At 42.1% G+C, this 12,392-nt stretch carries 12 protein-coding genes and 1 riboswitch; of the genes, 10 read left to right on the plus strand and 2 right to left on the minus strand.

Translation table 11 applies throughout. From position 1 onward, the window contains the following. Positions 1-66: 66 nt before the first annotated feature. The 5 genes from resD to aroD all read left to right on the plus strand — a co-directional run bounded on the left by resD (position 67) and on the right by aroD (position 5,262). Positions 67-789, plus strand: coding sequence for a DNA-binding response regulator ResD (resD, locus tag Q5C82_RS12625; protein ID WP_003223886.1), 723 nt, complete (start codon positions 67-69; stop codon positions 787-789). After that, entirely contained in the window at positions 786-2,555 is a 1,770-nt protein-coding gene (gene resE / locus Q5C82_RS12630) for a sensor histidine kinase ResE (RefSeq protein WP_003223883.1), read from the plus strand. The genes resD and resE overlap by 4 nt, the downstream gene beginning before the upstream one ends. Before the next feature lie 203 nt (positions 2,556-2,758). Beyond that, positions 2,759-3,343 (plus strand): RNA polymerase sigma factor SigX, encoded by a 585-nt coding sequence (gene sigX, locus Q5C82_RS12635; RefSeq protein ID WP_003223881.1) that lies wholly within the window; start codon positions 2,759-2,761, stop codon positions 3,341-3,343. Beyond that, a complete protein-coding gene (locus tag Q5C82_RS12640) occupies positions 3,279-4,382 on the plus strand; it encodes a hypothetical protein (RefSeq protein ID WP_003223877.1) in 1,104 nt (367 codons plus the stop codon). The genes sigX and Q5C82_RS12640 overlap by 65 nt, the downstream gene beginning before the upstream one ends. A gap of 112 nt (positions 4,383-4,494) precedes the next feature. Continuing rightward, the gene (aroD, locus tag Q5C82_RS12645) at positions 4,495-5,262 is read left to right on the plus strand and encodes a type I 3-dehydroquinate dehydratase (RefSeq protein WP_003223875.1); all 768 of its coding nucleotides are present in this window, start codon (positions 4,495-4,497) and stop codon (positions 5,260-5,262) included. A 43-nt stretch (positions 5,263-5,305) separates the two neighbouring features. Here aroD and serA read toward each other — a convergent pair whose 3' ends face one another. Next, the gene (serA, locus tag Q5C82_RS12650; protein ID WP_013308010.1) at positions 5,306-6,883 is read right to left on the minus strand and encodes a phosphoglycerate dehydrogenase; all 1,578 of its coding nucleotides are present in this window, start codon (positions 6,881-6,883) and stop codon (positions 5,306-5,308) included. Positions 6,884-7,089: 206 nt separating this feature from the next. Beyond that, positions 7,090-7,224: riboswitch (FMN riboswitch) on the plus strand. A 152-nt stretch (positions 7,225-7,376) separates the two neighbouring features. On the opposite strand from serA, the gene fmnP reads away from it, so the two are divergent. Next, positions 7,377-7,946 (plus strand): riboflavin transporter FmnP, encoded by a 570-nt coding sequence (gene fmnP, locus Q5C82_RS12655; protein ID WP_003225460.1) that lies wholly within the window; start codon positions 7,377-7,379, stop codon positions 7,944-7,946. 38 nt (positions 7,947-7,984) lie between these two features. On the opposite strand, the gene Q5C82_RS12660 is transcribed toward fmnP, so the two are convergent. Continuing rightward, complete coding sequence (locus Q5C82_RS12660) at positions 7,985-8,233, minus strand: ferredoxin (RefSeq protein WP_003225461.1); 249 nt, start codon at positions 8,231-8,233, stop codon at positions 7,985-7,987. Between the two features lie 266 nt (positions 8,234-8,499). On the opposite strand from Q5C82_RS12660, the gene Q5C82_RS12665 reads away from it, so the two are divergent. The 4 genes from Q5C82_RS12665 to Q5C82_RS12680 are packed head-to-tail and all read left to right on the plus strand — an operon-like array spanning position 8,500 to position 12,373. After that, on the plus strand, positions 8,500-9,558 hold the full coding sequence (locus Q5C82_RS12665; RefSeq protein WP_003225463.1) for a helix-turn-helix domain-containing protein: 1,059 nt from the start codon (positions 8,500-8,502) through the stop codon (positions 9,556-9,558). After that, complete coding sequence (locus Q5C82_RS12670) at positions 9,551-11,041, plus strand: ATP-dependent DNA helicase RecQ (protein ID WP_003225465.1); 1,491 nt, start codon at positions 9,551-9,553, stop codon at positions 11,039-11,041. The genes Q5C82_RS12665 and Q5C82_RS12670 overlap by 8 nt, the downstream gene beginning before the upstream one ends. A gap of 41 nt (positions 11,042-11,082) precedes the next feature. Beyond that, the gene (locus Q5C82_RS12675) at positions 11,083-11,670 is read left to right on the plus strand and encodes a CPBP family intramembrane glutamic endopeptidase (protein ID WP_044428590.1); all 588 of its coding nucleotides are present in this window, start codon (positions 11,083-11,085) and stop codon (positions 11,668-11,670) included. Further along, a complete protein-coding gene (locus Q5C82_RS12680) occupies positions 11,621-12,373 on the plus strand; it encodes a LysM peptidoglycan-binding domain-containing protein (RefSeq protein ID WP_003225469.1) in 753 nt (250 codons plus the stop codon). The genes Q5C82_RS12675 and Q5C82_RS12680 overlap by 50 nt, the downstream gene beginning before the upstream one ends. The last annotated feature ends 19 nt before the right edge of the window (positions 12,374-12,392 follow it).

The raw sequence follows: 12,392 nt of genomic DNA on the forward strand, positions 1-12,392 counted from the left end.
ACAGTTCTCAAACTTTCTCATGATTTGATAAAATGAAAGTAACAGAAGGAAAGCAGGGGGAAAACGATGGACCAAACGAACGAAACCAAAATATTAGTAGTTGATGATGAAGCCAGAATTCGCCGCCTTTTAAGAATGTACCTTGAACGTGAAAATTATGTCATAGACGAAGCAGAAAATGGTGATGAAGCCATTGCCAAAGGGCTTGAAGCCAATTATGACTTAATTTTGCTTGATCTGATGATGCCGGGGACTGACGGAATTGAAGTGTGCCGGCAAGTTCGGGAAAAAAAAGCGACACCGATCATCATGCTGACTGCAAAAGGAGAAGAAGCAAACCGGGTGCAGGGATTTGAAGCGGGAACAGATGATTATATTGTCAAGCCGTTCAGCCCGAGAGAAGTGGTGCTGCGGGTAAAAGCCCTTTTGAGAAGAGCATCCCAAACCTCTTATTTAAATGCCAATACACCGACGAAAAATGTGCTCGTGTTTTCACATCTGTCCATTGACCATGATGCCCATCGCGTAACGGCTGATGGAACAGAAGTAAGCCTGACGCCGAAAGAGTATGAGCTCTTATACTTCTTAGCGAAAACACCTGACAAAGTGTATGATCGGGAAAAGCTTCTGAAAGAAGTATGGCAATATGAGTTTTTTGGTGATCTGCGGACAGTAGACACTCACGTCAAACGCCTGAGAGAGAAGCTGAACAAGGTATCTCCGGAAGCTGCGAAAAAAATTGTCACCGTATGGGGTGTAGGCTATAAATTTGAGGTAGGCGCTGAATGAAATTTTGGAAAAGCGTAGTAGGCAAGCTGTGGTTTACGATCCTTTCACTTGTCTTGATCGTATTGTTCATTTTAACGGTTCTTTTGCTGGAATTTATCGAGAATTATCATGTGGAAGAAGCCGAGAATGATTTAACACAGCTTGCGAATAAAGTTGCTGTCATCTTAGAAAATCACGAGGACCAGGCACTGGCAAGATCAATCACTTGGGAGCTCGCTGATAACTTAACAAGCATCGCCATTATTCAGGATGAGAAAAAGTACTGGTATTCTCCGAATGATAAAAATCGGCTGTCGTCCATTACGGTTGAGCAAATACAGCATGACAAAGACTTGAATAAAGCTCTCCAAGACCATAAAAAAGTAAGCAAACGAACGGGGCTGAGCGATACAGATACGGATAATGAACGACTGATTGTAGGTGTCCCGTATGAAAAAGACGGAAAGAAAGGCATGGTCTTTTTATCTCAGTCTTTGCTTGCCGTTAAAGATACAACAAAACACACGACCCGCTATATTTTCCTGGCCGCGGGAATTGCGATTGTACTGACCACGTTTTTTGCTTTCTTCTTATCAAGCAGGGTCACGTATCCGCTCCGAAAAATGAGAGAAGGCGCACAGGATTTGGCGAAGGGCAAGTTCGATACAAAAATCCCGATTTTAACCCAGGATGAAATTGGTGAACTAGCAACAGCTTTTAATCAAATGGGCCGGCAGCTTAACTTTCATATTAATGCGCTCAATCAAGAAAAAGAGCAGCTTTCTAACATTTTGAGCAGTATGGCTGACGGGGTCATTACCATTAATATCGACGGCACGATTCTTGTGACAAACCCTCCGGCTGAACGTTTTCTTCAGGCTTGGTATTATGAGCAGAATATGAATATCAAAGAAGGCGATAACCTTCCGCCTGAAGCAAAAGAGCTGTTCCAAAACGCTGTCAGCACTGAAAAAGAGCAAATGATTGAGATGACGCTGCAAGGCAGATCATGGGTGCTCTTGATGTCGCCGCTTTATGCGGAATCGCATGTCAGAGGAGCGGTTGCCGTGCTGCGCGACATGACTGAAGAACGCCGTCTTGATAAGCTGCGGGAGGACTTTATCGCAAATGTCAGCCATGAGTTGAGAACACCGATCTCTATGCTTCAGGGATACAGTGAAGCAATTGTCGATGACATTGCAAGCTCCGAGGAAGACCGGAAAGAAATTGCTCAAATCATTTATGACGAATCGTTGCGAATGGGCCGTCTAGTCAATGATTTGCTTGATCTAGCCCGAATGGAATCAGGCCATACAGGCTTGCATTATGAAAAAGTCAATGTCAATGAATTTTTAGAGAAAATCATTCGAAAATTTTCCGGTGTTGCTAAAGAAAAAAATATTACTTTACATCAAGATATTTCTCTCACTGAAGAAGAATTTATGTTTGATGAAGACAAGATGGAGCAGGTATTTACCAACTTGATTGATAACGCGCTGCGGCATACTTCATCCGAAGGCAGTGTTTCCATTGCAGTCCATTCTGTGAAGGATGGATTGAAAATTGATATCAAAGACTCTGGATCCGGCATTCCGGAAGAAGATCTGCCATTTATCTTTGAGCGGTTCTATAAAGCAGATAAAGCGCGGACAAGAGGCAGAGCAGGAACCGGTCTTGGGCTGGCTATCGTTAAAAATATCGTGGAAGCCCACAACGGATCGATTACGGTGCACAGTCGAATGGATAAAGGAACGACATTTACATTTTATATTCCGACAAAACCATAAAATTGGGTCTGAATTTGCCGAAGAATCTTGTTCCATAAGAAACACCCGCTAATCGAGCGGGTGTTTTTTTAAAAGCCAATATTAATAAAATTTAAGGATATGTTAATATAAATTCCCTTCCAAATTCCAGTTTCTCGTAATATAGTTGTAATGTAACTTTTCAAGCTATTAATACGACAAAAAAGTGAACGGAGGGGTTTCAAATGGAAGAAACCTTTCAATTATTATATGACACATATCATCAAGATTTGTACCAATTTTTATTTTATATGGTAAAGGATAAAAGCCAGGCAGAAGATCTTCTTCAGGAGGTTTATATCCGGGTATTAAACTCTTATCATACGTTTGAAGGAAGAAGCAGTGAAAAGACATGGCTTTTGTCGATCGCACGCCATGTAGCGATAGACTGGTTCCGTAAACAGCAGACGATCAGACAGCGTATACTCGGCACATTTGATTGGGATACACAGGATGTCAGAGATCAGCAATTGCTACCGGACGAACTTGCGGTTCAACATGAAAATGTCCGGGAAATTTATGCTGCGCTTGATCAATGCACGATCGATCAAAGAGCTGTGATTATCTTGCGGTTTATTCAGGGATATTCAATTCAGGAAACAGCCAATGCTCTGCGCTTCTCGGAAAGCAAAGTCAAAACGACCCAACACAGAGGGCTCAAAGTACTTCGGAAACATATGGAGCTTTTGAGGGAGGAGCTAATGGATGATGAAGTCAGAATGGAACGAAGAACAGATAAAGGAGTTGTTAAGTCAACTTCCGGCAGTTAAAGACCATCGTTCGCCTCAGGATATTTACAAGCGGCTGACGATGGCAAAAAGCAAAAAAAAGCCCGCTGTTAGGTGGATTGGCCCCGCGTGTGCCGCTGCAATTGCGGTTTTTATCGCCTTCATTATTTCTCCTCATTTCTTTGACCAGGCACAGCCTCAACAAAAAGAAGCGTCCCAAGAGAACGCTGTAACGAAAACTGAGACAGCAGACAGCCCAAAAGCTGTATCATCCTTGGATCAGACATCATTTGTTGTTCCTGAAAAGGAACAGAAAAACTACATCACTGTAGCGGTTGCTGATGCCGATACATCCGCAATCATACCCATCAGCATCAAAAAAACAAAAGCAGACCAAACAATCCAGGACATGCTGTCTGAAAGCAGTGAATTAGGTATCCTTGATCATGCTATTACGATTCCGTCCTTCATAGATGAACTTGAGGTAAAAGAAAAACCAAACGAGAAGGAATTAAGTATACGAGTACATCAACCTATTCAGGCTTTTTCTGTAAAGGATGATAAACTGTTAAAAAAACTGCTGAAAGAATCCTTAAAATGGAGTCCTTATGAAAAAATCAAATTTTTATCGTATCAAAACGAGAGTGGAGTCCGTATTGGCTCATATGGCACCTTTACAGAAATTACGATTCCCAAACAGTCAAAAAGAGCTTACTACTTGTACCAAAATGAACAAGGGAACTTTCTCGTTCCGTCAGAAAAAACATTTGATACGGTAAAAGAAGCGATTAAGGATATGGAATCGAACAATGATGCAGATACAATTCCTCTGATTCAAACGGGGGCTGTCCAATCTGTAACGAAGAAAGAAAAACACTTATATATTCACTTCTCAAAAGGCTCAGAAGTTGAGGATTCCCTTGCCGGTATCTTAATGATTGAGGGACTACTTTTAACTGCAAAAGAGTTTGGCTTTACAAAAGTGACTTTTACGGAAACCAGAACAAAAAAAATCGGCAGATATGACGTATCGGATGCAATTCCGGTACCAGCTGCTCCAAATCCGATTTCCTTAAACTAAAAAAGGGCCCTTTCAGGCTCTTTTTTAGTTACTATTCATATAATAGAAATTTCAAAAAAATAGTTGTGCATGTATAATAAAACAAGGTAACGATTGAAAGGATTTGAGATGAGTGAGCGTGTTAACAATCAAAGGAGTTTCCATCGGTGAAGGGATGCCGAAAATCATCGTTCCGCTGATGGGAAAAACAGAAAAACAAATTTTGAATGAAGCAGAAGCAGTAAAATTACTGAATCCAGACATTGTGGAGTGGCGAGTCGACGTGTTTGAAAAAGCAAAAGACAGAGATGCCGTCAAAAAGATGATTTCTAAGCTTCGGAAGTCATTGGCGGACAAGCTGTTTCTATTTACATTCAGAACCCATAAAGAGGGCGGAAGCATGGAAATGGATGAAAGCTCCTATATCGCTTTGCTGGAAACGGCAGTCCAAACAAAAGACATCGATCTAATTGACATTGAATTATTTTCAGGAGATGAAAATGTCAAAGCGTTAGTATCCTTGGCGGAAGAGAACAATGTCTATGTGGTGATGTCAAATCATGATTTTGAGAAAACGCCTGCGAAAGATGAGATTCTTTCGAGACTTCGGAAAATGCAGAATTTAGGGGCACATATACCAAAAATGGCTGTCATGCCGAAGGATACAGGTGATCTCTTAACGCTGCTTGATGCGACGTATACAATGAAAACAGAATATGCAGACCGACCGATTATTACCATGTCAATGGCTGAAACAGGGCTGATCAGCAGGCTGAGCGGTGAGGTTTTTGGATCAGCTTGCACTTTTGGTGCGGGAGAAGAGGCATCGGCACCTGGTCAAATTCCTGTTTCTGAGCTGAGGAATGTCTTAGAGATTTTGCACAAAAACATACGAAAATAGAACAATAAAAAACTCAAGCTTATAAAGCTTGAGTTTTTTGGGATTATGGGAGATCAATGAGCTTCACAGACACAATATCAGGAACTTCTGTTAGTTCCTTCACAATTTTGTCTTCAAGATGTCTATCAAAGGAAAGCATCATGATGGCTTCTCCACCTTTTTCTTTACGGCCAACCTGCATGGTTGCAATATTAATATCGTTATCTCCGAGAATACGTCCTACTCGGCCGATGACACCTGTTGTATCCTGATGCTGGATATATACCAGGTGGCCCGTCGGGTAAAAATCGATATTAAATCCGTTGATCTCGACAATACGTTCTCCGAAATGAGGAATATACGTAGCCGTTACAGTAAAGGTACTGCGGTCTCCTGTCACTTTTACACTGATGCAGTTATCGTATCCAGATTCAGAAGAGGAAATTTTTTCACTGAAGCTGATGCCGCGTTCTTTTGCGACACCCCCGGCATTGACTTCGTTAACAGTTGAATCCACGCGCGGTTTTAAAAAGCCTGACAGAAGGCTTTTTGTAATGAACGATGTTTCAAGTTTGGCAATTGTGCCTTCGTATTGAATGGCAACATCCTGTACGGGCTCTTTCATGCATTGGGATACTAGGCTGCCAATTTTTCCTGCGATTTGATGGTAAGGCTTAATTTTAGCGAATTCATCTTTTGTCATGGCAGGGAGGTTGATAGCTGACATGACAGGTAGACCTTTTGCGAACTGCAGAACTTCTTCTGACACTTGAGCCGCGACATTCAGCTGAGCTTCTTTCGTCGATGCTCCCAAGTGAGGAGTGGCAATGACTAATGGATGATCAACGAGTTTATTGTCTACTGGCGGTTCAACTTCAAAAACGTCCAGCGCTGCTCCGGCAACATGTCCGCTTTCCAAAGCTTCTAGAAGTGCTGCTTCATCGATAATACCGCCTCGCGCACAGTTAATTAAGCGAACACCTTTTTTCGTTTTTGCAATCGTTTCTTTATTCAATAAGCCTTTTGTTTCTTTTGTTAAAGGCGTGTGAACGGTAATAATATCCGCGCTTTCAAGCACTTCTTCAAATGAACGGCTGTTTACGCCGATTTTTTTCGCTCTTTCTTCAGTTAAGAAAGGATCAAAAACGTGAACGGTCATACCGAACGCTCTCGCACGCTGTGCAATTTCGCTTCCGATTCGGCCTAATCCGACAATCCCAAGCGTTTTTCCATAAAGCTCTGAACCGACGTAAGCTGTGCGGTTCCACTCTCTGGATTTTACAGAAATATTAGCCTGAGGAATGTGTCTCATTAAAGAAGAGATCATTGCAAATGTATGCTCAGCTGTCGAAATGGTGTTGCCGTTCGGAGCGTTAATCACGATGACCCCGTGTTTAGTCGCCTCGTCAATATCGATATTATCCACACCGACACCCGCTCTTCCGACAATTTTTAAAGAAGTCATTTTTTTGAAAAGGTCTTCTGTTACTTTTGTCGCACTTCGCACCAAAAGAGCATCAAAAGTATGTAATTCATCTTCTGCATCTGCTACGTTTTTTTGAACAATTTCAATAAAGTCTGATTCAATAAGTGGCTGTAAGCCGTCGTTGCTCATTTTGTCTGAGACCAATACTCGAAACATCGTTAGATTTCCTCCTAAATTGACAAACTAAATATCTGATAATTTAACATATTCTCAATAGAGTGTCAACGTGTATTGCCGCAGTAAAGGATAAAAGGAAAGCTTAAAAATCAATGTTTTTATAGCTTTCAGGTATTATATATAATTTGAAGCAATTCTCTATACAGCCAACCAGTTATCGTTTATAATGGAGCTAAATTCATATGATCAATCTTCGGGGCAGGGTGAAATTCCCTACCGGCGGTGATGGGCCAATGGCTCTAAGCCCGCGAGCTGTTTTTACAGCAGGATTCGGTGAGATTCCGGAGCCGACAGTACAGTCTGGATGGGAGAAGATGGAGGTTCATAAGCGTTTTGAAATTGGATTTTCAAACGTTTCTTTGCCTAGCCTAATTTTTGAAACCCCGCTTTTATACATGAAGCGGTTTTTTTATTGGCTGGAAAAGAACCTTTCCGTTTTCGAGTAAGATGTGATCGAAAAGGAGAGAGTGAAGTGAAAGTAAAAAAATTAGTTGTGATCAGTATGCTGAGCAGCATTGCATTTGTTTTGATGCTGTTGAATTTCCCGTTTCCGGGTCTTCCGGATTATTTAAAAATTGATTTTAGCGACGTGCCTGCTATTATTGCTATTCTGATTTACGGACCTTTGGCGGGTATTGCCGTAGAAGCAATAAAAAACGTTCTTCAATATATCATTCAGGGCAGCATGGCCGGAGTTCCTGTAGGGCAAATTGCGAATTTTATCGCAGGAACACTCTTTATATTGCCGACTGCTTTCTTATTTAAAAAGCTGAACTCAGCAAAGGGCTTGGCTGTCAGCCTGCTTCTAGGCACTGCAGCAATGACCATTTTGATGAGTATTTTAAATTATGTTCTGATTCTCCCGGCATACACGTGGTTTTTACATTCGCCGGCATTATCCGACAGCGCGCTGAAAACAGCGGTCGTCGCTGGTATCCTTCCTTTTAACATCATAAAAGGCATTGTGATTACGATTGTATTCTCACTTATTTTCATGAAGCTCAAGCCATGGATTGAACAGCAACGCGCACATATCCATTAAATAAAAAAGCTCCCGCAGGGGAGCTTTTTTTGTTTCTTCTATTCAAATTTAAGCGGGTCGCCTTCAAATGGCTCATCCGCCACTTTGATGGAATCAGTAGGACATCCTTCAAATGCATCAATCATATCTTCTTCCAGTACCTCAGGAACTTCGACAACGCCTTTGTTTTCATCAAGCGTTACGAACGCGATGCCTTCATCATCGTAATCGTAAATGTCTGGTGCAGCAGCTCCGCAAGCGCCGCATGCAATGCATGTATCTTTGTCTACGATTGTGTACTTTGCCATGAATAAAACCTCCCAGATTGTTCTTGGTGGAACAAATGGATCAATCTTTATATTTAATCAATTTAACACCTATTCCTCTTACTTATTGTAATGATGTTGCTGCCACATTTCAACAGAAAAATGATTGAGAATGCTTATCACATAAGGGGTTATCTACATAACATCCCCCTTAATGATGACTTTAAACGTCGATTTCTGTTTAAAATCTGTTAAAATAAAGAGAGCAAATCAACGATTTTTGTCAGGAAAGAATGTGGGTGGATAGGTTGTCATTAAATTACTTCGATATTATGGTTCTCGATTGCCTTTTTAAAATAAACGGAGAACGGTCGGGAAGCGCTGTTTTTCACCTATTCAAAGGCAAAAGATCGTCACAAACCATTCAAGATGCCGGCTTATTTCAGACTGCAAAATACTTTGGAATGGCGGCGCAATGTTCGAGAACCGGTATTTCAGCGTCGCTCACCAAGCTTGAACAGCTTTCATATCTCGAACCAATGTCTGAAACAGATACATACAAAGTGACAGCCAGCGGCGCAGCAGCATTAAGGCACGCCCTTAGTGAGCGGCCTTGGCCAGTTCATTGCCACGGCGCTTATTATCAGCAGGCTGCCGGCGTGCTTTGGAAGAGGCTTTCGCTGCTTGTGCAGGTCTTATCTCATAAACTGCAAGGGAGCAGGCAGTATATCCCTGTCACAAAGGATTCTAAGACACATCACTGGGTCAAGAAATACCTGTCCCGGCATACGGATCATATAGAGATGGCAAGCAGTCTTTTTGCCATGCTGGAGGCGCATTTGCAGAAGGTTGATGACAAAGCAGCGCAAATTTTTGTCTACTCCTTAACCTCGCACGATAGGATCGGTTATACGAGCAGGCAGCTTGCTGACACGCTGAAAGAAGATGAATGGTATGTTTACATCATGTTTTGGGCTTCGGTACATTATTTTATTCATTCTCTCCCGGAGTGTGAAGATACTTTGTTAAAGGATCTCCTCTCTGATGTGCATTTAGATAATGCCCTGACAGAGTCAACGAGGAAAACATGGCAGATGGTCAAACAAGGAATCCCCATACATCGAATTGCTGAAATCAGAAAGCTGAAAACAGCGACGATCGAAGACCATATTGTCGAGATTTCTCTTCACGAGCCTGCGTTTATGATTGATGACTATGTATCAGCGGAGGACCAGCTCCAAATTGCAGAGTTTGCCAAACGGATGCGGACGAACAAAATTAAACAAATTCGAGACGGGCTGGAGCAGCGGTTCAGCTACTTTCAAATCAGACTGGCATTGACAAAGCAGGTGCAGCAATATGACTAAATTACAGCAAACGTTATATCAGTTTTTTGGTTTTACTTCCTTTAAAAAAGGGCAGGAGGACATTATTAGAAGCATACTTAGCGGGAAGGACACCATTGCAATGCTTCCGACTGGGGGAGGAAAATCGCTTTGCTACCAGCTGCCTGGCTACATGCTTGACGGTATGGTATTAATCGTTTCTCCATTGCTTTCTTTAATGGAGGATCAGGTACAGCAGCTAAAAGCACGGGGGGAAAAACGTGCGGCCGCTTTGAATAGCATGCTTAGCAGGCAGGAAAGACAATTCGTTTTGGAACATATTCATCGTTATAAATTTTTGTACTTGTCTCCTGAGGCTTTGCAATCGCCATATGTATTGGAAAAATTGAAAAACGTCCCAATCAGCCTCTTCGTTATTGATGAAGCTCATTGCATATCTGAATGGGGGCATGACTTTAGGCCTGACTATTCAAAGCTCGGACAACTGAGAAAAAAACTTGGGCATCCTCCGGTTCTGGCATTGACTGCTACAGCTACAAAGGATACGCTGCAAGATGTCACGAACCTGCTGGAGCTACAGCATGCCGAACGGCATCTCAACTCAGTCAACCGCCCAAACATCGCATTTCGGGTAGAAAATGCCGCGGATACTGCCGAAAAAATAGATAGGGTCATTCAGCTGGTTGAAAACCTGCAAGGACCGGGAATTGTTTATTGTCCGACACGGAAATGGGCTGAAGAATTAGCGGGGGAAATTAAAAGCAAGACGAGCAGCAGAGCCGACTTTTACCATGGCGGTATGGAGTCTGGCGACAGGATTTTAATACAGCAGCAGTTTATCCATAATCAGCTTGATGTGATATGTTGTACGAATGCGTTTGGAATGGGTGTCGATAAACCTGATATCAGATATGTGATTCATTTCCACATCCCGCAGACGGCTGAAGCTTTTATGCAGGAAATCGGCAGAGCGGGACGCGACGGAAAACCGAGTGTCAGCATTTTGCTGCGGGCGCCAGGTGATTTTGAATTACAGGAGCAGATTATCCAAATGGAGAGTGTCACAGCTGCAGAAATCGCCGATGGGATCCGTTTGCTTGAAAAGACGGATGAGCAGGATGAGAGAAGGTTGCGTGACGTATTAATGCAGTATGGTGTCGGAGAGACACAGGCCCGTATGATGATACATCTCTTTATGCAGGGGAAAACATCAATTGAACTGATGAAACAGGAAATTTCATATCGCATGGAGCTGAAGCTGGAAAAAATGCACCGTGTATCTTTTCTGCTTCAGCGTAACGGCTGTTTAAGGCAATCACTGTTAACCTATTTTGATGAATCATACGAGCCTGATGACGGAAATTTTCCGTGCTGTTCACATTGCGGTTTTGATCTATCCTTGTATGAACAAAAAGGAGAACGGAGTAAAATGGCGCCATTAGACAGCTGGAGTTCGGAATTGCATCGGATATTCAGCTTGCAGACTGTAGGTGAGCTGAACTGAAACAGCAAAAGGATTTCATTCAGCATATCTCTGATCGTGACATGCTCAAGCAGTTATATTTGACGCAGCTTTTGATCATTATCGCAGCAGCCTTAGTGGGATTGTTCTTTTTTGAGGATGTAAGAGACGTACTAAAGCTCTGGGATATTCGCGATATGCGAATCATATGGTATGGCGTTTCTATTTCGGTTATTGTTATTTTAGCCGATATGGCAGTGATGAAATGGTGTCCGCCTCATTTATATGATGACGGAGGAATCAATAAAAAAATATTCAGTAAGAGGTCAATCCCTCATATTATATTTTTAACGCTTCTGATTGCTTTCGCGGAAGAAATGTTATTCAGAGGAGTGCTGCAGACTCATATCGGTCTATGGGCGGCCAGCCTTATATTTGCCGTTCTACACTTTCGGTATTTGTCAAAATGGCTGTTATTTTTCATGGTAACAGCAATCAGCTTTTTGCTCGGTCTGATGTATGAATGGACCGGTAACTTATTTGTTCCGGTGACGGCGCATTTTATCATTGATGCTGTGTTTGCCTGTCAGATTCGTTTTGAACATGTGAGGAGGGATAAACATGACGAACATGTCGAGAGTAGAGAGAAGAAAAGCCCAGAATCTTTATGAAGATCAAAACGCCGCATTGGCGGACGATTATTTCGATGATGATGGAGAAAGCCTTCCGACAAGACAATCTGTAAAAAATCAAAGAGAACAGAAAAAAAAGCAAGGCAAAACAAAAACACCATTATTCACTGTACTCGCTGTATTATTTGTATTTGTGCCGGTTATCGTGTTAGTCAGCTTATTTTATCTAAAAAACCACCCGGATAATCATGACGATTATGAAGATGTTTTTATCGACAGCAGTCAAAGCAAATATGAGGTTGTGCTGAAATCAGAGGATAAAAATGACACCGCAGATACCAAAAAGACCAAAGAAACTAATGAGACCGCATTGCAGCAAGAGTCAAAAAAAAAGTCTGAGGATACAAAGGCAAAAGACCCTGCAAAAACAACAACTGGTAAGAAACAGCCTGCTGTAGAGGAAAATGAAGACTCAGCAAATAAGGAGGAAGCAACCGCCGCGGCTGCTTCCTCTTCTCAACAAGAAGCGGCACCGCAAGAGCAGCAGCCGGCTGAACCAGTTCAATCTGAGCCAAAACGCGTTGTCAAGCACACTGTCCAAAAGAAAGAAACGCTGTACCGCATTTCTATGAAGTATTATAAAAGCCGGTCGGGAGAAGAAAAAATTCGTGCGTATAATCATCTGAATGGAAATGAAGTTTACACCGGACAAGTTTTGGACATCCCCTTAATGGATGAATAGGGTATTTTTTTAATTTTAC

Source organism: uncultured Bacillus sp. (assembly GCF_958411575.1).
Lineage (GTDB): Bacteria > Bacillota > Bacilli > Bacillales > Bacillaceae > Bacillus > Bacillus spizizenii.

Bases quoted from the DNA above. Each gene is read 5' to 3' on its own strand.
- resD (WP_003223886.1), top strand. From the start codon at position 67: ATGGACCAAACGAACGAAACCAAAATATTAGTAGTTGATGATGAAGCC.
- resE (WP_003223883.1), top strand. From the start codon at position 786: ATGAAATTTTGGAAAAGCGTAGTAGGCAAGCTGTGGTTTACGATCCTT.
- sigX (WP_003223881.1), top strand. From the start codon at position 2,759: ATGGAAGAAACCTTTCAATTATTATATGACACATATCATCAAGATTTG.
- Q5C82_RS12640 (WP_003223877.1), top strand. From the start codon at position 3,279: ATGATGAAGTCAGAATGGAACGAAGAACAGATAAAGGAGTTGTTAAGT.
- serA (WP_013308010.1), bottom strand. From the start codon at position 6,883: ATGTTTCGAGTATTGGTCTCAGACAAAATGAGCAACGACGGCTTACAG.
- Q5C82_RS12660 (WP_003225461.1), bottom strand. From the start codon at position 8,233: ATGGCAAAGTACACAATCGTAGACAAAGATACATGCATTGCATGCGGC.
- Q5C82_RS12670 (WP_003225465.1), top strand. From the start codon at position 9,551: ATGACTAAATTACAGCAAACGTTATATCAGTTTTTTGGTTTTACTTCC.
- Q5C82_RS12675 (WP_044428590.1), top strand. From the start codon at position 11,083: ATGCTCAAGCAGTTATATTTGACGCAGCTTTTGATCATTATCGCAGCA.
- Q5C82_RS12680 (WP_003225469.1), top strand. From the start codon at position 11,621: ATGACGAACATGTCGAGAGTAGAGAGAAGAAAAGCCCAGAATCTTTAT.